This window comes from Actinomycetota bacterium (genome assembly GCA_019347575.1).
In the GTDB taxonomy this organism is placed as follows: Bacteria; Actinomycetota; Nitriliruptoria; order Nitriliruptorales; family Nitriliruptoraceae; genus JAHWKY01.
In genome coordinates, this window is record JAHWKY010000020.1 from 1 (window position 1) to 22,159 (window position 22,159).

16 protein-coding genes are annotated in these 22,159 nt (G+C 72.4%); 6 read left to right on the plus strand and 10 right to left on the minus strand.

Annotated elements, in window-relative coordinates:
* On the minus strand, positions 1–1,070 hold a 1,070-nt coding region (locus tag KY469_13945; protein MBW3664197.1), incomplete at its 3' end, for a hypothetical protein.
* Positions 1,071–1,164: 94 nt separating this feature from the next.
* Between KY469_13945 and KY469_13950 the strand changes: the two genes are divergently transcribed.
* On the plus strand, positions 1,165–1,905 hold the full coding sequence (locus KY469_13950) for a MerR family transcriptional regulator (protein ID MBW3664198.1): 741 nt from the start codon (positions 1,165–1,167) through the stop codon (positions 1,903–1,905).
* A 154-nt stretch (positions 1,906–2,059) separates the two neighbouring features.
* Here the strand turns inward: KY469_13950 and KY469_13955 are convergent, their stop codons facing one another.
* Positions 2,060–2,425, minus strand: coding sequence for an antibiotic biosynthesis monooxygenase (locus KY469_13955; protein ID MBW3664199.1), 366 nt, complete (start codon positions 2,423–2,425; stop codon positions 2,060–2,062).
* A gap of 59 nt (positions 2,426–2,484) precedes the next feature.
* Between KY469_13955 and KY469_13960 the strand changes: the two genes are divergently transcribed.
* The gene (locus KY469_13960; protein MBW3664200.1) at positions 2,485–3,441 is read left to right on the plus strand and encodes a DUF3108 domain-containing protein; all 957 of its coding nucleotides are present in this window, start codon (positions 2,485–2,487) and stop codon (positions 3,439–3,441) included.
* A 138-nt stretch (positions 3,442–3,579) separates the two neighbouring features.
* Here KY469_13960 and KY469_13965 read toward each other — a convergent pair whose 3' ends face one another.
* Positions 3,580–4,449, minus strand: a complete 870-nt coding sequence (locus KY469_13965) for an alpha/beta hydrolase (protein MBW3664201.1) — start codon at positions 4,447–4,449, stop codon at positions 3,580–3,582.
* Positions 4,450–4,574: 125 nt separating this feature from the next.
* On the opposite strand from KY469_13965, the gene KY469_13970 reads away from it, so the two are divergent.
* Positions 4,575–5,066, plus strand: a complete 492-nt coding sequence (locus tag KY469_13970; protein ID MBW3664202.1) for a helix-turn-helix transcriptional regulator — start codon at positions 4,575–4,577, stop codon at positions 5,064–5,066.
* A gap of 75 nt (positions 5,067–5,141) precedes the next feature.
* On the opposite strand, the gene KY469_13975 is transcribed toward KY469_13970, so the two are convergent.
* From KY469_13975 to recC, 5 genes are all read right to left on the minus strand, one after another.
* A complete protein-coding gene (locus KY469_13975; protein MBW3664203.1) occupies positions 5,142–5,921 on the minus strand; it encodes an SDR family NAD(P)-dependent oxidoreductase in 780 nt (259 codons plus the stop codon).
* Between the two features lie 13 nt (positions 5,922–5,934).
* The gene (locus tag KY469_13980) at positions 5,935–6,690 is read right to left on the minus strand and encodes an enoyl-CoA hydratase/isomerase family protein (protein MBW3664204.1); all 756 of its coding nucleotides are present in this window, start codon (positions 6,688–6,690) and stop codon (positions 5,935–5,937) included.
* A gap of 10 nt (positions 6,691–6,700) precedes the next feature.
* Positions 6,701–8,653: an exodeoxyribonuclease V subunit alpha gene (gene recD / locus KY469_13985; protein MBW3664205.1), complete on the minus strand. Its 1,953-nt coding sequence runs from the start codon at positions 8,651–8,653 to the stop codon at positions 6,701–6,703.
* A gap of 61 nt (positions 8,654–8,714) precedes the next feature.
* Positions 8,715–12,080 carry a UvrD-helicase domain-containing protein gene (locus KY469_13990; protein MBW3664206.1) on the minus strand — a complete coding sequence of 1,122 codons (3,366 nt, stop codon included), beginning with the start codon at positions 12,078–12,080 and terminating at the stop codon, positions 8,715–8,717.
* An 8-nt stretch (positions 12,081–12,088) separates the two neighbouring features.
* The gene (gene recC / locus KY469_13995; GenBank protein ID MBW3664207.1) at positions 12,089–15,640 is read right to left on the minus strand and encodes an exodeoxyribonuclease V subunit gamma; all 3,552 of its coding nucleotides are present in this window, start codon (positions 15,638–15,640) and stop codon (positions 12,089–12,091) included.
* A 264-nt stretch (positions 15,641–15,904) separates the two neighbouring features.
* Between recC and KY469_14000 the strand changes: the two genes are divergently transcribed.
* On the plus strand, positions 15,905–17,524 hold the full coding sequence (locus KY469_14000) for a GAF domain-containing protein (GenBank protein ID MBW3664208.1): 1,620 nt from the start codon (positions 15,905–15,907) through the stop codon (positions 17,522–17,524).
* Positions 17,525–17,586: 62 nt separating this feature from the next.
* Positions 17,587–19,413, plus strand: a complete 1,827-nt coding sequence (locus KY469_14005) for a CocE/NonD family hydrolase (GenBank protein MBW3664209.1) — start codon at positions 17,587–17,589, stop codon at positions 19,411–19,413.
* A gap of 39 nt (positions 19,414–19,452) precedes the next feature.
* Here the strand turns inward: KY469_14005 and KY469_14010 are convergent, their stop codons facing one another.
* Together KY469_14010 and KY469_14015 are read right to left on the minus strand one after the other, a co-directional pair.
* Positions 19,453–20,250: a TIM barrel protein gene (locus tag KY469_14010; protein ID MBW3664210.1), complete on the minus strand. Its 798-nt coding sequence runs from the start codon at positions 20,248–20,250 to the stop codon at positions 19,453–19,455.
* Positions 20,251–20,285: 35 nt separating this feature from the next.
* A complete protein-coding gene (locus KY469_14015; protein MBW3664211.1) occupies positions 20,286–21,263 on the minus strand; it encodes a methyltransferase in 978 nt (325 codons plus the stop codon).
* A gap of 102 nt (positions 21,264–21,365) precedes the next feature.
* Between KY469_14015 and KY469_14020 the strand changes: the two genes are divergently transcribed.
* Positions 21,366–22,073, plus strand: coding sequence for a hypothetical protein (locus KY469_14020; protein ID MBW3664212.1), 708 nt, complete (start codon positions 21,366–21,368; stop codon positions 22,071–22,073).
* Positions 22,074–22,159: the final 86 nt, after the last annotated feature.

Genomic DNA, 22,159 nt, shown 5'->3' on the forward strand with positions numbered 1-22,159 from the left:
TGCGCGTAGGTCGGCTTGATGCCGGGCGCGAGGGGGTGGCGGGCGAGCTCCGACGACGGCAGCACCTGCGGGAAGCGCTCGTTGCCGGGCACCGGGTCGGCGAGCAGCTTCTCGCGGATCATCGCGTTGTACTGCAGGCTCGCGAACTCGGGCGTGTTGAAGTTCAGCACCACGTCGAGCTTCTGCTCACGGGCCCAGCGGCGCACCCCCGGCAGGCGGCTGTGCTCGGGGACGTAGCAGTCGACCGCGACCCCGTTCTCGGACGAGGTGAAGATCCCGCGGGGCGTGTTGAACACCAGCGTGAGGTTGCCGAGTGTGTGCCCCGGAGCTGCGAGCAGCGCCACGCCGGGACCGACCAGCACGTCGCCGTGGATCAGCAGCAACCGGGACTCATCGATGTCGCGGTAGGTGTCGGGCTGGTGGAAGCGGGCCTGGAAGGGGTGCACCTCGCGGACGTGTTCGAGCTCGGTGCGCGGCACGATCAGGCGCGCGTTGGGGAACGCCGCCGGGACCGGAGCATCCGGGTACCCGAGGTCGGGGGCCGGGGCGGTCGTGCCGATCAGGCGCCGGATGTCCTGGGTGTGCAGGTGGTCGAAGACGAGGTAGTCGACGTCCTCGGGTGCGATGCCGAGGTCGGCGAGGTGGTCGGTGACGGTGGCGTGGCGGCGGAAGAACCACTCGATGGCGCGGTCCTTGTGCAGCGGCAGACGCTCGACGCTGGTCTGCAGGTAGGGCGTCTCGATCCCGAGCTCGTAGTCGGAAGGCTCGGCGAGCAGCGTCACGGTGCGGTCGCCCTCGCGCCAGCGCACGACCATCACGCGGTTGGTCATCCACACGTAGGGGACCGGGGCGCTGCACGCCTCCCACAGCGCGTAGCTGCGCGGATAGGGCAGGGTCACCAGCGAGCGCGACACCAGTGCATCGACCTGGCCCTGGCGCACGAACCACTCCCGGAAAGCGGCCGTCTCGGCCGGCACGCGGGCGAGGGCACGCGCGGGCGGCTCGTCGAGCGTCACGGGCGTGAACGCCTCGATCGGCGTGAACGTGGTGGTCGTGGTGGTGGAAGGCACCGTATAGCTCCTGGGTTAAAGACCTTATCTGACACCTGATGATGGCACATGTTGTGATGGGACGCAAGTCCGTGGTACAGTGGCCGATATGCGGTTGCGCATCGACGAGCTCGCCCAGCGTGCGGGGGTCACCTCGCGCAACATCCGTGCGTACCAGCAGCGTGGCCTTCTGCCCGCGCCGGAGCTCGAGGGCCGCACCGGCTACTACGGCGAGGAGCACCTGCGCCGGCTCGAGCTGATCGGCGAGCTGCAGGAGCGCGGCTTCAGCCTCGAGGCCATCCGCCACACCCTCGACGCGTGGTCATCCGGTGGCGACCTCGGCCACCTGCTGGGCTTCCGCCACCTGCTCACCGCCCCGTTCGCCGAGGAGGAGCCGCGCCGCTACGGCCTCGACGAGCTCGTCGAGCGCTTCCCCGAGGCCGCCGACGACCCCGCCCTCGTCGAACGTGCGGTGCGACTCGGGTTGCTCGAACCCGACGCCGATGGCTTCGTGGCCCGCTCCCCGCTGCTGATCGAAGCCGGCGCTGAGCTCGCCCGAGCCGGTGTGCCCCTGCGCGCGATCTTCGACCTGGTCGTGGCGGTCCGCGCCGACCTGGCCGACATCGCGCGACGCTTCGTCGGGATCGTCGAGGAGCACGTCGTGCGGCCGTTCGAAGCCGCGGGCGGCGATGGCGACCCCGGCGAGGTCATCGAGACCGTGCAGCGCCTGCGCCCCATCGCGCTCGAGGTCGTGCGTCCCTTCCTCGCCGAGCAGATGCAGCGCGCCGTGGAGGAGACGCTCCGCGAGGTCGGCCTGCGCCTCGACCGCGACCTCGAACCGCCTGCCTCGGCCTGACTCCCTCTGGCGACGGCGCCTCCCGCCCTTTGTCGACGCCGCATCCGCGTCGTCGATCCGATGCTCGCACCGTGCACGCGACCGAGAGCGCGGTCTCGGTCGCTGGCCTGGCACGTCACTCGCCGCCGAGAGCGTGGTCTCGGCGGCTCCGATGTCAGGGGGACCCTTCGGCGTCCGGGGGGCGGCGGACGGCGGTGTCGTACGGGGCGAGGTGGCGGGTCACCAGCTCGTAGTGGGCTGAGTGCTCGTCGAACCGCAGCAGCAGCTCGCGTGCTTCGTCGGGGACGACCGATGCGGTGGCTTCGGCCCCCGCGAACTCCTCCACCGCCTGGTGGTCCTCGAAGTTCATCACGGTCACGAACTCGACCTCGTCGCCGACGTCCCGCCGCATCGCGTCGATCCCGTGCAGGCCCACGATGCCGCGCGCGATGATCGCCGGGAGGATGTGCGAGTCGAGCAGGTGCTGGTAGTCGTCCGCGTCGTCTGCTGACGTCCAGCCGTGCCACATGCGGATGATCACGTTGGCCCTCCGGTGCGACGGGGGAACGTTAGAGGGAACGCGAGCGGTCGGTACCTTCCATGCTCCTCCCGACCTGGAGCGCCCCGCTGCGCCGTCCGATCCTGCTCGCAGTCGTCGTCGCGCTCGCGACGGGGACCGCATGCGGGTCGCGCGTGCCGGTGGATCCCGTCACGGGCCTGCCGCTGTCCGAACCGACCGCGACCGCCACGAGTGCCTTGCCACCGACCGGCGACGACGACGTCGTCGCGCCGACCGCCATCCCGACCTCGATCGGGGCCGCCCCGAGCCCGACCCCCGGCGGGGCGCCGACCGGCGAGGGACAGGCGGCGCCCGTCACGCGTCCGCCGGCCGGTGCCGAGACCGAACCGTCCGCCGAGCCCAGCGGCGAGCAGCCACCTCCGGCCGACGTGCCGATGCGCCGACCGGGGACCTACACCTACGACACGAACGGATCGACGTCGACCAGCTTCACCGGCGAGCGCGAGCTACCGCCCGAGACCACCCTGACGGTGCGCCCCGCCGACGGCGCGACCCAGGTGTCGGTCCGTGACATGCGGGGCGAGAACGGGCGCGGCTCGGTGACCGAGTCGACCCTGGTCTTCTCGACCGAGGGGGTGTCGCTCGCCCGCTTGAGGGTGACCACGGTGGTCAGCGAGGGCTTCACCGACGAGCGTGAGTGGGTCCTCGACCCGCCCGAGCTGATCGCCACTCCGAACGCGGCACCAGGGGACCGGCTCACGTTCACGATGGACGACGGCGAGACCCAGGCCGACGTCACCATCGAGGTGCTCCGCGAGGAGGCGCTGACCATCGGCGGCACCGAGGTGATCACGGTCGTGGCGCGGACCACCACGCAGCTGTCGGGCCAGGTCGAGGGGGAGCAGACCACGACCTCGTGGATCCGTCGTGAGGACTTCCTGCCCGTCCGCGAGGAGGGCAGCAGCGACGTGCGCAGCGGGCCCGTCCGGGCGCAGGGGGACTACGAGGCCCAGCTGCGCTCGCTCGACCCCGCGTAGGGCGCGCCCCGCTGCCGCTGCCGCGCACCGAGTGGGAGCAGAACGAGGCAGATGGGCCCCGAACTGCTCCCGCTGGCGCTGCCGCGCACCGAGTGGGAGCGGAACGAGGCAGATACGCCTCGAACTGCTCCCACTGCTCTAGGTCGTGACGAGGGGGCGGCTCGGGACGTGCTCCACGATGAACCCGGCGACCTCCGCGACCACGCCGTCGTCGCGGAGCACGCGGTCGTGGCCGAGACCCGACGTCGTCACCAGCCGCGCACCGGGCCAGGCACGTGCCAGCCGTTCGATGCTCGCGATCGCTACCTCCGGGTCATCACGGTCGCCGACGACCAAGCCGGGCACGTCGAGCCCGGTGACGATCCGCTCCGCCGCCACGGCGGCCCACACCTCGGGTCCGAACCGGGCCTCGATGCGATCCCACAGCCCCTCGGCGGCGCGCCGGGGCAAGCGGAAGCGTTCGACGAACCGAGCCACCGCCTCGTCCAGACGCACCGCTGGAGCGATCAGGGCGACCGCGTCGACCTCGAGAGCGGCGTCGAGCGCGAGGAGCGTCGTGGGGCCACCGATCGAGTGCGCGACGACCGCGCGGGCGTGGACCGTCTCGGCGACGGTGCGCACAGCGGCGGCAGCCTCGTACAGGTTCGTGCGGCGCCCCGGACTGTCGCCGTGCGCGGGCAGGTCCATCACCACGGCGCGGTAGCCCGCGGCCGCGAGGGCGTCGGCCGCCACGCGCATCGTCGCCCCGCGCGTGCCCCAGCCGTGGACCAGCAACACCGTGGGGCCGTCGCCGGTGGCGGCGCCCGCGAGGCCGTCGGGCAACTCGAGCCGGGTCGCGCGTTCGAGCCACGCATCACCGCCAGCACGGGCCCGGGGGGTCTCGACCCGCCACGGCGTGAACCACAACGCCCCGGCCAGCGGGGCGGCCGCGCGACGCGACACGCGTCCCACGGTGCGGGTGGCGAGCAGTGTCGCGAGGGCGATGCCGCGACGGTCCTGGATCCTCATCGTTGTCACCTCCGGGGCTGGCTCGACGTCCTGGCGACGTCGAGCTTGGCGAGTTAGTTGCGGAACGCAACGGACGATAGCCGGGGTCAGTTGCGCAACGCAACTCACGGGCTACGATGGGATCCATGGGAACCGACTTCGGCGCGATGGCCTGCTCGATCGCCCGCACGCTCGACGTGGTGGGTGAGCGCTGGGCGCTGCTCATCATCCGCGACGCGCTCTACGGCGTGCGGCGGTTCGAGGACTTCCAACGCGACCTCGGCATCGCGCGCAACGTGCTGACCAACCGACTCAACGAACTCGTCGAGGCCGGCGTGCTCGAGCGCAGGCTCTACGAGGAGCACCCGCCCCGGTCGGAGTACGTGCTGACGGCCAAGGGCCGCGAGCTGCTACCGGTCATCCTGGCGATGATGTGGTGGGGCGACCGCTGGACCGGCGACGGACCGGCGCCGGTGATCTTGACCCACACCACGTGCGGCGAGGTGACCCGTCCTCACGTCACCTGCGACCGTTGCGGCGAGCCCATCCGCGCCGGCGAGGTCCGCGCCGAGCCGATCCCCGTCGATGCCGAGGTGTGGGAGCGCATCCAGGCCGCCCGAGCCGCCGTCAGCTCCTGACGGTCACATCCGTGTTGGTACATCGCAACCGCAGAGGGTGCGAAGTACCTACATCGATGGAGACTCGACGGGCACTCAGGTCGGCCGGGTGATGCCGAGGAGCGCGCGTGGATCGTCGAGCCACGCGTCGAGCAGCTGCTGACCCAGCGGGTCCGCGCCGACCTTCATCGGTGGTGCCGCCGCGGTGATGGCGTCGACGATGCGGACCGCAGCCTCGTCGACGGCGGTGGTCATCGGCTCGATCGCCAGCCTCCCTGCGTGGGCGTGGCCGGCCAGCTCGGCGTAGCCGTCGAACGCCGCTGCCTCGGGGACCCGCGCTGAGGCGGCGAGCATGTCGGTGGCGACCGGGCCGGGCAGCACCTCGACGACGCTGATCCCGAACGGGGCGAGCTCGACCCGCAGGGTCTCCGACAGCGCCCCGACCGCCGCCTTCGACGCGCGGTACACACCGTAGAACGGCATCGGCACCACGAGGGACGAGGACGTGACGTTCGCGATGACCCCACCGCCGGCAGCTCGCAGCACGTGGATGGCGCGGCGTGTCACCTCGACCAGTCCGAACAGGTTGGTCTCGAACACCCTGCGCCAGTCCTCGAGCGGCTGGTGCTCCACCGGCAGGTAGTCGCACTCGATGCCGGCGTTGTTGACCAGGATGGTCAGGTCGTCGGGCACCTCGATCGTGTCGGGATCGGTCACGTCGAGCCGGGCGATCTCGATCGCACCACCGCTCGAGACGAGATCCTCACCAGCGGCCGGATCGCGCATCGTCGCCACGACCGGGATGCCGCGGCTAGCGAGCTCGAGCGCGACCGCGCGGCCGATGCCGCGGCTCGCGCCGGTGACCAACGCGGTCATCGTTCGCCTCCCACTATCGGCCGGTGAACCGCGGGGCGCGGCCCTCGGCGAAGGCCGCGGCACCCTCGCGAGTGTCGTCCATGTCGACCAGCTCGAGCGCTCGTCGTCGGGCGACCTCGGCGAGCTCGTCGGGAGGCTGCGTCGACGCCGCGTACGTCAGCACCTTGGAATCACGCAGAGCCGCCGGGGCGAGCACCGCGATGCGCTCCGCCCAGGCCAGAGCCGCCCCGAGCGCCCCGCCGTCGTCCACGACGCGGTTGAGGAAGCCCATCTCGGCGAGTCGCTCCGCTGGCGCCTGCTCGTCGGCCAGCAGCGCCAGCTCGAGCGCGTGCCCGGGTGCGATCCGCCGCGCCAGCGCCGCCAGCCACGGCGTGGGCAGGTTCCAGCGCGCCTCGGGCAGGCCGAACCGCGCCGACCGTCCGGCGATGCGCAGGTCGGCACCGGTCGCGATCATCATCCCGCCGCCGAGGCACACGCCCTCGATCGCCGCGATCACCGGCTTGTCGGCGAGCCCGTCGGCGACCTCGGGGTAGGGCGGGTCATCGAACCCGCCGCCGGCGGCCGCCGCGATGTCCGCCCCGGCGCAGAAGTCGTCGCCCGCTCCCGTCACCACGCCGACGCGCAGGTCGGGGTCGCCATCGAGCACGCCCCGCAGCGCCCCGACGGCGTGCAGGCCCGGCCCGTCGTAGGCGTTGCGACGGTCGGGGCGGGTGAGGGTCGCGATCAGCACCGCGCCCCGCCGCTCGTACCTGACGTAGCCGTCACCCATGGGGTGAACGCTACCCCCACAACAACTCGCGGAGTCCGGAGTTGCGCGCGACGCCTCGCTCGACCCCGGCACGGACCGAGGCCTCGGTCCCGAGCACGGTGAGGCGCTGTTGCGCGCGGGTGACTGCGGTGTACAGCAGCTCGCGGGTCAGCACGCGCGAGGTCGGGTCGGGCAAGACGACGACCACGTGGCCGAACTGGCTGCCCTGGCTCTTGTGGATCGTCATCGCGTGGACCGTCTCGACGTCCTCGAGACGGGTGGGGCGGAACAGGCGCGCCCCGTCCGGTCCGGGGAACGCCACGACGAGGCGGTCGTCGTCACCCACGACGGTCACGCCCTGGTCGCCGTTCCACAGCCCGAGGCGGCGGTCGTTGCTGGTGACGAGCACGGGGCGGCCCTCGTGCCACGTGCGGTGGGGGGCGAAGCCCGGTGCGGCCGCTGTGAGCCACGACTCGATCAGTGGCACCCACCCCGAGACGCCGGCGGGGCCCCGGCGGTGCCCGCAGAGCACGCGCAGCTCGTGCAGGTGGGCGAGTGCCTCGTCGACGCGCCCAGCCATCGCCGCGCGCACGACCGCCCCGCCGGCGCCGCACACCGCGTCGTGCACCGTGCCGAGGTGGTCGGCGCTGCGGTCGGCATCTCCGGGCGCGTCGAGCCAGGTCAGGTCGTCGTAGCCGCCGCGCAGCACGTCGACCGCGGTGTCAGCGTCGCCGGACCTGGCCGCGGTGGCCAGTGCGGCGATCCCCGAGTCTTCGCGGAAGCGGTGCACCCGGGTCAGCACCACGATGCCAGCGGCGATGGCGCCGTGCGGCTCCGCCGGAGCCGCAGCGGTTCGGGCACCGTCGCTGGCGCGGACCGGTCGCTCCGGATCGCTGCCACCTGCGCCAGCGGTCGCTGCGGGACCGACGATGTCGCCGAACACGGTGCCCGCCTCGACCGACTGGAGCTGGTCGGGGTCCCCCACGAGCACGATGCGGGCGTCCTCCCGGAGCGCGTCGAGCAGCTTCGCCATGAGCGCGAGCGACACCATCGAGGTCTCGTCGACCACGATGACGTCGTGGGGGAGGGGGTCCTCGGCGCGGTGGCGGAAGCGCGTGGGGTTGCCCGGGTTCCAACCGAGCAGACGGTGCAGGGTCGTCGCGGTCGACCCGCGTAGCCGGTCGCGCACCTCGTGGGACGTGTCGAGCTCGCCGGCGGCGTCGTGGATCGCGACCGTCAAGCGGTCGGCGGCCTTCCCGGTCGGTGCGGCCAGGCCGACCCGAGGCGCCCGCGCCCCGCCTACCTCGGCCACCTCGTGCAGCGTCGCGAGTAGCCGCGCGACCGTGGTGGTCTTGCCCGTGCCCGGCCCGCCGGCGATGACCGCGACCCGGCGGCGGACGCCGGTCTCGGCAGCCACACGCTGGCGATCGTCGTCCTCGACGCCAGGGAAGAGGCGGTCGAGGATGGCGGCGAGCGCGCGGTCGTCGACCCGCGCCTCGGCGAGCTGCGCCCGCCGCTCCAGCTCGGTCGCCACACGCCGCTCGTAGCGCCAGTAGCGGTCGAGGTACAGCCGCGTGTCGACGAGCGTGAGCGGCTGGTGCCCGGCGCTCACCGCGTCGAACAGGGTGGGCTCGCCGTCACGGTCCGGCGTCCCGATCGCGACGGCGGGGGAGCTGCGCACGAGCTCGACCCAGTCGGCGAGGTCGGGCCAGGCCAGCGCGTCGGTGGGAACGGTCGCGTCGTCGTCGGGCGCGACCGTGTCGGCGACCGTCGCGAGGTCGGCGCAGACGTGACCGAATCGGGGCGCGCGGACGGTCAGGGCGATCGCGAGCAGGACGTCGTCGCGGTTCTCGCCGGTCAGCCGGCAGATGACGCGTGCGGCGTGGACGTCCGCGGGTCCGAGGATGCCCGCCGCGTTGAACGGTGCGAGGCGCTGCGGTGGGCGTGCGACCGAGCGCACGTCGGAGGGTTCGCGCTCGATCATGCCTCCCCCCTTGAGGGGGGAGGGGCCGGCGTTGCCGGCCTGGGGGGTGGACTCGGAGTCGTCACGCCGCGATCTCGGCGCCGTCGAGCAGGTCGCTGAGTCCGGTCACGAGGGCGCTCGGCGGCCGCCAGGTGAACACTCCGCAGACGTCGTCGCCGACCGTGGGCGTGTCCGCGCCCAGCATCCCGCGGACGAACAGGTAGAGCACGCCCCCGAGGTGGCGGGCCGCGTCGTAGCCGGCAACGCGCCAGCGCAGGTAGCGGTGCAGGGCGGCGCTGTAGAGCAGCGCCTGCAGCGGGTAGTGGCTGTGGCGCATGGCCTCGGCGAGGGCGGCGGGGCGGTAGTGCCACGCGGTCAGCGGCTCGTCGCGGGGCGCCAGTCGGTTGGTCTTGTGATCGACGACGACGTAGCGATCGTCCACTCGGAGCACCACGTCGATGCTGCCCGTGAGGAAGCCGCGGAGGTCCCGCTCGAGCATCCAGGTGGGCAGGTCGTCGGCGTAACCGGCGAGGGGGTCGGTGTGGGGGAGGTGGGTGCGGAGCAGGTGGGCGATGTCACCGACCCGGACCCGCGTCGTGGGCGTGACGCCTCCGGCGAGCGGCAGCTCGAAGGCCATCTCGTCACGCCGGTCGCGGCGGGGGAACGAGGCGAGCGTCCGCCCGTCGGTCAGAGGGCCGAGGGGGGTCGCGATCACGTGCATCAGTGCCGAGACCCACGGGGCGGCGTCTGCGATGTCGAGTTGGCGCCGCTGCGCCTGCCGCGCGACGTGGGTCGTCAGCTCGTCGTCGAGGTCGTCGGCGGCCCAGTCGGATCCCTCGAGCACGGCGTGCACGAAGGTGCCGACCTCGGCTCCGCCAGCCAGATCGCTCCAGGGTGATGCGTGCGCGTGCAACGACGCCAGATCGTCATCCGCCACGAGCGGGATCACGGATGGCTCGTCGTCGGTGGTGTCGGTCTCGGGTTCGCTGGCGACCTTGCGCTCGACGTCACTACGGGGATCGGCCGCGACCGCGCTGTAGGAGGTGCGGTGCCACGCGGTGTCGATGGGGCGCTCGAACGGCGCCGCGCGCAGGTCCGGCTGGGCCGCATCCCGGGGCGACCACGGTCCCGCGACCGGCTGCGGTGGTGTGGTCTCGACCACGAACGTCCCCTCGGCACGTCCCTCGATGGAGCGGCACAGCTCGAGGATGCGGTCGTCGTCGAGCACCCGCGAGGGGTTGGTCGTCACGCACGTGTCGCGCCCCACCCGGTTCAACAGCACCCGCCCCATCGCGGACCACTCGGGCTTGCCGGCGGGGGCGTAGTAGGCGACGACCTGGTGCTCGGCGCGGGTGAGCGCGACGTAGAGCAGCCGCAGCTGCTCGCCGCGCTCCTCGTGCTCGGCGCGTTCCCGGTGCGCGTTCGCCTCGGGTGTGTCCTCCCCGCCGACGTCGATCGTGCGCGCCCCGTCGGGGCCGTGGAAGGAGTGGATGTCGGTCTCGAACCCGCCGGACGACCACAGGAAGGGCACGTAGACGATGGGGAACTGCAGGCCTTTGGCACGGTGGATGGTGAGGATCTGCACCGCGTCGTCGTCCGATTCGAGCCGGCGCAGCTTCTCGTCGTCGCCTTCGGCGGTGCGACGCGCCTCGTCGATGCGCGCCCGCAGCCACGACGTCAGCGCCGTGGGTCCGAGATGCTCGGCCGCGGCGGCCGCGTGGAGCTGCTCGCCGATGTGCTCGAGGTCGGTGACGTGGCGCTCGCCATCGGGGCGACCGAGCAGCCGCGCGTGGACCCGCTGCTGCAGGACCACGGTCCGCAGCAGCGAGGTGACATCGCGGTTGCGCAGCACGTCGGTCCAGTGGTGGACCGCGTCGTGCAGGTCGTCCCAGTCGTCGTCGCTGGCTGCCGCGACACGGTCACCGTTCCAGCCCACGAACGCCGACAGCGCCAGGGCCCGGACCCGCGCCCCCGACGCGGGGCGCTCGATCGCCTCGAGCAGCCGGAGCCAGTCGCTCGCCGCGGCGGTCTCGAACACGCTGCCGACACCGTTGATGATCGCGGGCACGCCCGCGGCCACGAGCGCGGCGTGGACGCGCGCGGCCTCGTCGTTGCTGCGCACCAGCACGGCGACGTCGCCGGGGGCGACGCGGTCCCGGCGCTCGGTGCCGTCGGCGTCGCGGTCGACGATGTGGGCATCGGAGGACAGCAACGTGACGATGTCGTCGGCGACGTCATCGGCGATGTGGTTGCGCGCCTGGTCGGCGTTGATCTTGCGCTGGTACACGCGCATCCGATCGTGACGGGGGACCAGGCGCAGACGGAAGGCCGCGTCGACCGGCGCCCCCACGAGCCTCGGGTCGGCGTGCGCGGGCGCGTGATCGACCGGGCGGAACGCGATGTCGTCCTCGCCGAACGTCGCGCCCGCCAGGACGCACTCGAGGGCTCGCAGCAGGCGCGCGTCGGAGCGCCAGTTGGTCCCCAGCGTCCGGCGCGTGACCGATGGCGTGCGGACGGCGGCGAGGTAGGCGTACACGTCCGCGCCACGGAAGGCGTAGATGGCCTGCTTGGGATCTCCGATGAGCACGAGCGCGGAGCCGTCGGCATCCTCGAACGTGGCCCGCAGGATGTCCCACTGCACCGGGTCGGTGTCCTGGAACTCGTCGATCAACGCGATCGTGTAGTGGTCGCGGATCGCCCTGCGCACGTCGTGCCCGCGCGCCTCGTCGAGGACGGCCGCACGCAGCCGCGTGAGCAGGTCGTCGTAGCTGATGCGGCGGCTGCGACGCTTGCGTCGTTCGGCGTCGTCGCGGATCGCGTACGCGAGGTCGACCCGCAGCCGCGCGATGGGGTTGTCGGTCTGGAGGGGTAGCAGCGGGGTGATGGGGTTGCCCATCACCACACGGGCGATCTCGAGCGCCTTCCGGCGAGGCAACTGCCCATCGCCGCCACCGTGGAAGCGCCGGACGAGGCAGTCGTCGACGGTCTCCTCGACGAGGTCCGCGAGGTCCTCGACCAGCTCGGCATCGCGCTCCAGGTCGCTGGCCAGCCCCAGGCCCTGCAGTACGTGCTGGCAGAAGCCGTGGATCGTGCTGATCGTCGCGGCGTCGAACTCCGTCAGCGCCTCGCTCAGGCGGGCGTGACGCAGAGCCAGCTCGTCGTCCTCGACGTCGGCGATCAGCCCGAGCACCGGATCGCTGGTAGACGGCGCCCCGCCCGCCAGTACGGCCTCGAGGTGGGTCGTGGCGGTCACGAGACGACGCCGCACGCGTTCGCGCAGTTCCGCGGTCGCCGCGCGCGTGAAGGTGAGGATGAGCAGCTGGGGCAGCCGCGCGTGTCCTTCGGCGACGTAGCGGGTGGCGAGGCCGGCGATGGTGTAGGTCTTGCCGGTGCCCGCGCTCGCCTCGAGGACGGTCGTGCCCCGAGGGAGCGGGTCGGTCAGCGACATGACGTCCGTCACGACAGATCCTTCACGGTCTCGCAGCTGACCAGGGGGTGCCACAGGCTCGCGGCGAGGTGCAGCAGACGGCTGTCCTGGTCGATCTGGCTCAGCAGCGCCGCCTCGACCTTCTTGGCCTCGTCGGCGATCAGGTCGAGAGGTGGGGGATCGGTCTTGCGGTGCAGCCACTCCGCCCGCTCGAGAGCGGCCCGCGACACGAGGGCTGCCAGCGCATCGCTGCGCTCGTCGTCGCGCACCGACCGGCGTGCGAGGTCGGCGAACGGTAGAGCGCGCCCGAACGCCAGCACGTGGTAGTCATCGGCGTTCTCCGACCACGATCGGTACGGCGTCGCCTCCCAGCGCTTGGTGGCGTAGGCGTCCGGCGGCTTGTTGTGCAGGATCGACTCGAGGCACGCCAGCGCGGTGTCGCACGGCAGCGGCAGCGGCTCGCACAGTCCCCGGTCGTACAGGGCGACGAGCCGCTGCAGGTGCATCCGCGCGTCGTCGTGGCTGGTACCGGTGAGGACCGACACCGATGCCCCGTCCCCGCCGCGCTGGCGCCGCCCCGCCGTCACGACCGTGAGGTCTCGGTCAGGCTGAGCGACCGTGGCGGCCAGCAGGTGCACCCACGACTCCAACCGATGCTTGGCGCCGAGCCGGCTGTAGCGCAGCGCCGTCGCGACGGCGCCCCGGACGCCGGAGATCGCCCCGACGATCGTGCGCCCGTCGTCGAGGTCGACGGTGACGTCGAGCGTCTCACCTGCGCCGGGCTTGGCGCCGTGGTCGGCTGCGAGCGCCAGGATCGAGTCGGTCGTGGCAGTGATCTCGCTGAGGTCCTCGTCGGCGAGCGCCCCGGGAGGCAGCACGCCCCGAGCGCGGAGCGTCGCGATCACGTGGTCGCGCTCGTGACCCGCGATCGCGGCGTCGATGAAGCGCTGGCCGACCTCCCACTTGGCCAACCCGTCGAGATCGATCGGGATGGCGTCGGAGGGCTCCTCGGCGCTCGACGGCAGCGACACCTGCATGCGCGTCCGCACGAACGCCTTGACCGGATGGGCCAGGAACGCGATCAGATCGCGCAGCTCGATGGTGTCCGCGTCGTCGGCGGAGGTCAGCGGGGCGGTGAGGAAGGCCGGTGCGGGCTCGCGCTCGGCCAACGACGCGCGCGCGGCGTCCAACCCGTCGGCGTCGAAGCTCCAGGGGCCAGGGACCCCGAGCATGCCGTCGCGGTAGTTGCGCGCGTCGAACGGCTGCAGCGGGTGGTGGATGGTGATGCGCTCGCTGGCCGGACCACCGTCCGACGTGCGCACGCTGCGGTCGATGACATCGCACAGCTCGCCGAGAGGGACCGCCGGTGGACGCGGCTCGTTGGTGCGCTCGTCACGGGCGCGGTAGGTCACGATGAGCTGCTCGGTGGCGGCGAGGACGGCGTCGAGCAGCAGCTGACGGTCCTCGGAACGGGGGTCGCGATCGCCGACGCGGGGCGCGCGGTCCACGAGGTCGTCGCTGTCGGAGATACTGCGGCGTGGGAAGCTCTCGTCATCCAGCCCGAGCAGGCACACGAGGCGGTGGGGGACCGAACGCATCGGGACGAGCGTGCACACGACCAGGTCACCGGTGCGCTGCCCGGCACGGCTCGGCCGCCCCGCGAGCCGGTCGGCGAGCAGCGAGCGCACCTCGGCCAGCGACAACGGCACCGCACTGGGCACACCGTCGCGCGACGCCTCGGCGACGACGTCGTCGAGCACGTTCGCGAGCTGCACGCGCTGCCAGCGCGTCTCGAAGCGGGTGGCGGTCAGCGCGTCGGCGACCGCGGTGATCGCGCCGCGCCACGCCCCGATGGGCTGGCCGGCGCGCAGCGACGCGACGGCGTCGGCGAGCCGCTCGACGAACTCGACGAAGCGTCCACCGAGGTCGACATCGGTGCCCTCGATGCCGTCGTAGGGGGCGGTGTCACCCACCAGGCGGAACTCCTCGTCGGCCATGGCGACCCCGAGGAGCAGTCGGTCGAGCCCGGCACGCCACGAGTTGGCGTCGATCGGGGGCAGGTCGTGCTCGGCGCGGTGAGCCCCGTCTATGCCCCAGCGGACGTTGAGGTCGGCGACCCACGCCTCGAGGCGCTCGACCGCGTCGTCGTCGAAGCCGAAGCGGTCCCGGACCGGCTCGCGGGTGGCGAGATCGAGCACCTCGGACGCGGTGAGCCGGCCGTCGGCGAGATCGAGCAGGTCCGCGACGACGCGGAGCAGCGGGTTGGTGCGCCGGATCGAACGGTCGGCCAACCGCACCCGCAGGTCGGGTCGGCCGGGACGGTCGTCGTCCGCGACGGCCTGGGCTCCGAAGACGGCCTCGATCAGCGGGGCGAAGTCCTCGATGTCGGGGCACATCACGATGATGTCGCGCGGTTCGAGCGTGGGGTCGTCGGCGAGGGCGTGCAGGACGGCGTCGCGGAGCACCTCGACCTGTCGCGTGCGGCCGTGGCAGCCGTGGATCTGCACCGACCGGTCGTGCTCGTCGAGGGCGGGGCGCTCGGCGCCGAGCGCCGGCAGCGGCCGGTCCTCGACGATGTCCCGCTGCAACCGACCCAACAACGTGAGCGGTTGCGACCCTCCTGCGGATCTCCGTTCGGGCTCGACGCGAGGCGCCATCGACGGCGCGGATGCGCGGTCGCCAGAGGAGAGCACGAGTTGCATCTCGCGGGCGTCGCGGCCCCACGAGCGCACGATCGGGTGCCGTGCCGCCTCGCGGGTGGGGTCGTGCTCGCGCAAGGGCAGGGTCGCCCCGTCGGTGCGCTCGCGGATGGCATCCCAGAGCACGGGCGAGGAGTGGAGCAGCAACAGGTGCACGTCGCGGTGCAGCGCCAGGGCCTCGAGCACCTCGACCGAGCTCGCGGGGATGGCGGTCAGACCGAACAGCGCGATGCGCTCGGGCAGCTCGACCGTCCGGGGCGTGCTCCGCAGGACCTCGACGCATCGCGCCAGTCGTTGCGCGGGCGATGGTCGCCCGACGTATGCGTTCACCGCACGCCACAGGCGGGGCTGCCACACGAGGTCGGGGCGCAGCGGCTCCCCGTCGGCACCCACGTCGCGCTCGTGGAGCCACGCCCGCAGCATCTCGGGGCGGTGCACGCCGTAGCGGTCGAAGAGGTCGGCCACGTGCCGCAGCGCGGCGAAGCGGCGGTTGGAGGGTCCCCCCGCATCGCCGAGGTGCGCCGCCAGCGGGCCGAGGCTGGCGGGTGCGACCTCGGTCGTGGCGACGAGCTCGAGCAGCGACCACACGAGCCGATCGGGATGCCAGGGGTCCTCGTCGGGGTCGGTCCCCGTCGTCGTCGCGAGGACGTCGCCGACGAGGCGCATCGGGAACGGGAAATCGATGTTCGCGGCGACGCCGTCAGCGCCCCGGGATCCGACCCCGAGGCGGGTCGCGAGCTCCTGGGCGATCCACCGCTCGATGCCGCGCGAGTGGACCGCCACGACCTCGGTGGCGAGCGGATCGGCGAGCGGCTCACGGAGCACGTCAGCGAGCGCCCCGACCAGTCGGTCGGAGCGTTCGGCGCGGTGGATGTGGAGCACGATCCTCCCCGTTGGCGGCTGCGTCGGCTCGCCGGCGTCGTCCCGGCGGCGATCCCCGTGCCCACCGGCGACAGAGTACGGGGCAGCTGTGACAGCGCCCCCTAGGAGGGTGGTGCCCAACTGTGGCGCACGTCTGGCCGGTCCAGATCGCCCAGCCGCACACCACGCTGAGCACCACCCTCCTAGCCTCCGTTAGGGTGAGCTCGGACTTCAAGTTCCCCGGCATCCGGCCGAAAGATGTACCGAGGGAAGAAGGGGAGTCCTGTGGGGGACGGCGTCGTCACCAAGGCTGGCACGACGCGTGGCCGTGAGCGCGCGTCGATCGGTCAGCTCCACCCCGACATCAGCGTCACGCTGGACAGGGTCGAGCGCCGTCGCGCTCACCTGTGGGGCGTCGCGGCGCTGTTCATGGTGGGGGTGTCGGCGATCCTGGCCGTCACGCTGTCGGGCATCGACGCCAGCGAGGTCATGCCGGACTCGCCCACCCTGCGCTGGTCGTTGTTGGCCATCGGCGCGACGTTCCTGATCTACGTCGTCGACCAGGAGCGGCGGCTGCGTAGCCTCACCCGCCGGTTGTTCGAGGCGGAGGTGCTCGCGGCCGCGCTCCACAGCCGCATCAGCGACCTGACGACGTTGACGCGCGTCGGGCACCTCGTCAACTCGTACCTGACGATGGAGGAGGTGCTCGAGGTCCTGCTCGACGCGGTCTTCGAGCTGACCGACGCCAGGCGCGGATCGGTCACCTTCCTCGAGGGCGACGACCTGGTTGTGGCGGTCAGCGCCGGCGCCGATGCGCCGCCACGCGGGGCGCTGCATCCCGCGGATCGCGGCGTCGCCGGCTGGGTCGTGGCCCACCGCGAGCCGCTCCTCATCAGCGGGCGTCTCGACACCAGCCAGTTCCCCGGCCACATCGAGCGCGCCGGCAAGCCGGGCTCGTCCATCTCGGCGCCGCTGATGGCCGGCGACGAGCTCATCGGCGTGCTGTCGGTCGAACGTGGCGCGGGCCAGCCACCCTTCGACGAGATCCAGCTGCGGTCAGTCGCCCTCTTCGCGGCTCAGGCCGCGACCGCGGTGATCAACGCCCGTCGCTACGAGGAGGAGCGGTCGCGCGTCGAGTCGCTGGCGACCGCCCTCGAGCGCCGCAGCGAGTTCGTCGCCACGCTCGTGCACGAGCTCAAGAACCCTCTCACCGCCATCGTCGGGTTCTCGTCCGTGCTCGGACAGCGCGCCGACGCCGTCGAGGGCGAGGTCCGTGACCGGATGATCACCTCGATCGGCGACCAGGCCCAGCGTCTGCGCGACATGGTCGAGGAGGTCCTCAACGTCGCCAGCGCCGACGCGGGCGCCGACCTGGCGCGCAAGCCGGTGATGATCCGCGAGCTCATCGACGCCGCGGTCGCCAGCGCGCACGCGGTCGCGATCGCTCGCGACGGTCAGCCCCGTGCGATAACGGGCACCGTCCCCGACGACCTCCCCGTCGTCTACGGCGACGCCACCGCGTTGTCGCGGGTCGTCGCGAACCTGCTCGAGAACGCGGTCAAGTACTCGGACGCGGCGACCCCCGTCCACGTCGAGGTCACACACGGCGCCAGCGAGGTGCGGATCGGCGTGATCGACAACGGGCCGGGCATCCCGGAGGACCAGCAGGAGTTGATCTTCGAACGCTTCCGTCGCTCGACCGAAGGACGCGCCGCTGGCGCCGGCCTCGGGCTGTACATCGTGCGGTCGCTCGTCACGGCACACGGCGGCAAGGTGTGGGTCGAGTCCGAACCCGGCGCCGGATCGACCTTCATCGTCACGCTGCCCGTGCGTGTGGCAGAGCGATCCGACGAAGTCGACGTCCCCGAACCGTCCGCCGTCGCGAGTCCACAGAGCACGAAATGAGCGGCGCAGGAACCTCCCGCTAGCACGTCGAAGCTCCCCCCGACCTCGAGGGAAGGGCTCACGTGGGCACACGCCGTCGCGGCCTGGCCACCATCGCCGTCCTGACCGTCGTGGCCGCTGCTGCTGCAGCGTCGCCGGTGGCCGCGGACCACCACCAGACGACGAGCGGACAGAGCCAGCCCATCTACGGCAGCTCGGTCGTGGAGCAGTACCGCGTCCCCACCGAGCACGGGACCATCTACGGCGTGGTCGAGCGCCCCGTGGTCCCCGCGGACGTGAAGGTGCCCGTGATCCTCACGTACTCGCCCTACAACCTCACCGCGACCCCCATCGGCACCGAGGTCCGCTTCGGCGACGGCGTCGCCAGCTACTACGTGCCACGCGGGTACGCGCGGGCGATCTTCGATCTCGTGGGGACCAAGGACTCGGGCGGCTGTTACGACTTCGGCGGGAAGAAGGAGGGCGAGACCGGCGCGGCCGTCGTGGACTTCCTCGGCCGCCAGGCGTGGTCGAACGGCAAGGTGGGGATGATCGGCGGCTCCTACGACGGCACCACCCAGTACGCCACCGCCATCGAGGCGCCCGAGCACCTCACCACCATCGTGCCCCAGGTCGCGATCGACCGCTGGTACGACTACCCCTACGAGCACGGGGTCCGGCGCTTCTCCGGCTTCGGCACGCCGCTGCTGTTCGACTACGGCTACGCCACGGCGCCGCCGCTCAACGTCGCTGACGACCCGGTCGCCTGGGCCGAGGCCACGATCGGGCACGTCAACCCGTGCAGCCGCGTCGAGCACCAGATCCGCGGCTACGGCTACGACCCCGTCTACGACGACTTCTGGCTCGAGCGCGACTACCGCCAGCACGCGCGGAACGTGACCGCGTCGGTGCTGATCGAGGGCGGCTGGCGCGACATCAACGTCCAGCCGGTCGGCTCGACCCGGTTCTGGCAAGCTCTGCCCGACGATCACCCCAAGAAGCTCGTGATCGGCCAGTGGGGCCACAACGCTGCCGACTTCGACGACTCCGACGACATCCGCCACGCCTGGTTCGACCACTGGCTGCTCGGCCTCGACACTGGCGTGATGGAGCTGCCGCGGGTCGATTCCGGCCTGCGCGGAGGTGAGCGCATCCAGGCCGACCACTGGCCGCCGTTGCGGACCCGCAACGCGCCGCTCGGATTGACCGGAGCGGCGGCTCAGGAGGTCGATGAGCTCGGTCAGGTGCTGGCGTCGACGACCTGGACCGACGCCGACACCCAGCTGTCCGAGGCCCGGCTCCTGCGCGACTGCCGGCCGTCGCGGACCTCCCTGCCGGCCGAGTACGTGTGCACCCAGTTCCTCGGTGAGCCGCTCGAGGCATCGGTGCGCATCTCGGGTACCCCGCTGCTCGACCTCGAGGTCGTGTCGGAGGCTCCGGGTGGGCTCGAGGAGGTCGCGACCCAGCTCGCGGTCGTGCTGTTCGAGCAGTACCCCGACGGCCAGCGCATCGCGATCACCCGCGGGATGCTCAACATCCTCAACCGCGACGGGCTCGACACCAGCGTCCCGGCCGTCTCCGGGGAGCCGTACCGCGCGACCGTCGAGCTCGACGACACGGAGTGGCGCGTGCCCGCCGGGGCGCGACTCGGTCTGGCGATCGGCTCGCACAACCGCAACGTCGCGTTCGTCCCCGACGACGACACCTACGCGACCAACGCGATCGCGGTGGCCGGTGCTGACGCCACGCCGTCGGTGCTGCGCCTGCCCGTCAGCGAGGGGCACACCGCGGTCGGCATCCCTGATCCCGACGACGAGGAGAGCGGCGGCGCCACGGGTCCGTCGGCCGAGGCGCGGACGACGGCCCTGGAGGTGGAGCGGAGTGAGCGACGCGGCGGCGTCCTGCCCTGAGCGGGAACTGCCTCTTCGGGCAGCGACGTCGGTGCAGGCTCAGGCGAGCAGCTGGCGGATGGTGACGATGTCGCGCGTCTGACCGCCGTCCTCCGAGGGGGTCTCGACGATCGCCGCCGGTACGCCGAGCTCGGCGCAGGTGACGATCATCGCCTCGAGCGTCTCCAGACCCATCTGGCCCTCGCCGAGGTTGACGTGGCGGTCGCGTCCCGCCCCGGCTGCGTCCTTGGAGTCGTTGACGTGGAGCAGGTCGATGCCGTCGGTCGCCTCGGCGAACGCCTTCACGTAGCCCATCGGGTCGGTCGCCGCATCCGGATCGCCGGCCCACGCGTGACACGTGTCGAAGCACGCCCCGATCGGGACAGCCAGATCCTCGGCTCGCAGCACCTCGAAGAGCCGTGCCAGATCGGCCAGGTGGCGGCCCGGGGCGGTCCCGCCGGACGCGGTGTTCTCGATCAGCACGGGGACGGGGGAGTCGAGTCGGTGCGCGAGGTCGATCCAGCGGTCGAGCGCCGCCGTCATGTCCCCCCCACCGGCCGCGTGTCCCGCGTGCACCACGACCCCGGCGATGCCGCAGCGCTCCGCCTCGTCGAGGGTCGCCTGCAGGTTCAGCGCGGTCTTCGCGCGCACCTCGGCGTTGCCGGATGCGGGGTTGCACAGGTACGGGGCGTGGGCGGCGACGACGATGCCGCTGCCGCACAGGTCGGCCGCATCGGGGCGGTGCAGCGGGTGCTTCCACACGCGGGGCGCCGAGAGGTGGATCTGCGCGCAGTCGGCGCCCCGCTCCGCCATCGCACGAGCCGGATCCTTCGACGGCACCGATGCCCCGATGCGCACGCGCACACCTCCCTCTCGGTCGAGGAGGGTACGGGTCAGGGTCGGGTCAGCCGGAGCACGCCGACCGAGAGGGCCGTGATCGCCTCACGGTCGTAGTAGGCCAGCCACGCGGCGACGCGGCGCTCGCCCTCGGGTGACGCTGCGTCACGGACGAACGCGCGGGCGTACGACTCCGGTTCCCAGCGGCGTTCCTCGACGACCTCGCCGACGAGACCGGTGCGCGACCACCACCCGCGTGGGTCATCGCTGCTGATCCAGCTTGCGAGCAGGATGGCCGTGCCGCGGTCGCTGAGGTGGTCCGGAAGAGCGCGGATCAGATCGCGGCAGAAACGGTCGCCGCGTTGGGGTGCGTCGCGGTAGGCGAGCTCGGCCGCGGGTGAGATGACGAACGGCGGGTTGCACGCGATCAGATCGAAGCGGTCGTCCCTCACCGGCTCGAAGCGGTCGCCTCGTCGCACGTCGATGTCCGGGGCGGCGTTGAGCCGTACGGTCATCCCCGCGAGTCGCACGGCGCGCTGCGTGAGATCGGTCGCGACGACCGCATCGCTCCAGCGGCGCAGCTGCAGCGCGAGGTAGCCCGGGCCGGTCCCGAGGTCGAGCGCCCGGGCCGCGGGTTCGCGGGGGAGGGCCGCGAGGAGCTGTTCGGTCGTCACGCTAGGGCCGGGGACCACGTCCTCAGTGGCGGCTCCGTGCTCGAAGTCGCAGACGATGTGGAAGCCGCCGTGAGGCGTGATGCGCAGCGGGGCGACGACGCGATCGCCGTCGGGGCGGAGCAAGCCCGCAGCCACCCACGCGTCGAGATCGGTCGGTGCCAGCGCCGCCTCCGCGGCAGCGCGCTCCACCGCCGCCCCGACCCCGAACAGCACGGCGATCGTGTCCCGGCGCTCGTCGCCGCTGCTGGAGGCGAGGCGCACGCTGCCGTCCGAGGCACGGGCCACGGCGAAGCCCTCGAGGCCCTCGTCGTCGTACCCCATCGCGACGAGCGGGGCGCGGAGCGCGGCGAGGTCGACCATCGCCTCACCGTAGACCCGCGGCGGTCCTCCGCGATCCGAGCAGTTGTTGACTGACCGTCGGTCATGTACGGTCCGGGTTGCGCGGACCTGGGAGGGGATGGGATGGAAGGTCACGACGCAGCAGCGCTGCGGACGGCCGGAACGCTCGCGCTGGTGGGCGGGATCGTCGCGGCGGTCGCGAACCTGGTGCACCCGGTCATCGACGACACTGCGACCACCGAGGAGATCATCGCGCTGGTCGGGGACACGTGGTACTGGACCCCGCTGCACCTGCTGATCGGCGCTGGCGTCCTCATCCTCGTCGCGGCGTTCGCCGTCGCCGCCCCGACCTTCCCGCGCCCTCGAGCACGGCAGGCCGCACAGGCCGCCGTCGTGCTCGGCGTGTTGTCGGGGGCGATCTTCGTGATCCAGATCGCGGGCATCGACGGCATCGCGTTCCGCTACCTCGCCGACGCGGGCACCGACGCCGAGCTCGTCGCGCTGCTGCAGGACCTCGACGTGGCGCTGCTGTCGCTGTCGATCGCGCTGTTCATGGGTGCGACGGCGGCTGTGTTCGGCATCGCGCTGCTCGCGGACGCGCGCTACCCGTCGTGGCTCGGCTGGCTCGCCGTCGTCGCCGGGGTGGGCAACCTCGTGACCGGACTGATCCAGAGCTTCGCCGGGCTGTCGGACCTGACGGTCACGTACCTGTTCCGTCCGCTCGCGGGCGCGGTGATCGTGGTCATCATCGGCTTCGGCGTCACCGCCCGGCGTCTCGGGTCGCCGTCGGAGACCGAGCAACCGGTCGAGCGGGCGCCGGCATCCGCGTAGGTCGTTCTTGACCCCAGGGATACAGAACCACCTACCTCGATGAGTGTCGGAGGGGAGCGGTAGGGTCGCCCCGCTCCCACCGACCC

Bases quoted from the DNA above. Each gene is read 5' to 3' on its own strand.
- KY469_13960 (MBW3664200.1), top strand. From the start codon at position 2,485: ATGCTCCTCCCGACCTGGAGCGCCCCGCTGCGCCGTCCGATCCTGCTC.
- KY469_13965 (MBW3664201.1), bottom strand. From the start codon at position 4,449: ATGAGGATCCAGGACCGTCGCGGCATCGCCCTCGCGACACTGCTCGCC.
- KY469_13970 (MBW3664202.1), top strand. From the start codon at position 4,575: ATGGGAACCGACTTCGGCGCGATGGCCTGCTCGATCGCCCGCACGCTC.
- KY469_13975 (MBW3664203.1), bottom strand. From the start codon at position 5,921: ATGACCGCGTTGGTCACCGGCGCGAGCCGCGGCATCGGCCGCGCGGTC.
- KY469_13980 (MBW3664204.1), bottom strand. From the start codon at position 6,690: ATGGGTGACGGCTACGTCAGGTACGAGCGGCGGGGCGCGGTGCTGATC.
- recD (MBW3664205.1), bottom strand. From the start codon at position 8,653: ATGATCGAGCGCGAACCCTCCGACGTGCGCTCGGTCGCACGCCCACCG.
- KY469_13990 (MBW3664206.1), bottom strand. From the start codon at position 12,080: ATGTCGCTGACCGACCCGCTCCCTCGGGGCACGACCGTCCTCGAGGCG.
- KY469_14015 (MBW3664211.1), bottom strand. From the start codon at position 21,263: ATGGTCGACCTCGCCGCGCTCCGCGCCCCGCTCGTCGCGATGGGGTAC.
- KY469_14020 (MBW3664212.1), top strand. From the start codon at position 21,366: ATGGAAGGTCACGACGCAGCAGCGCTGCGGACGGCCGGAACGCTCGCG.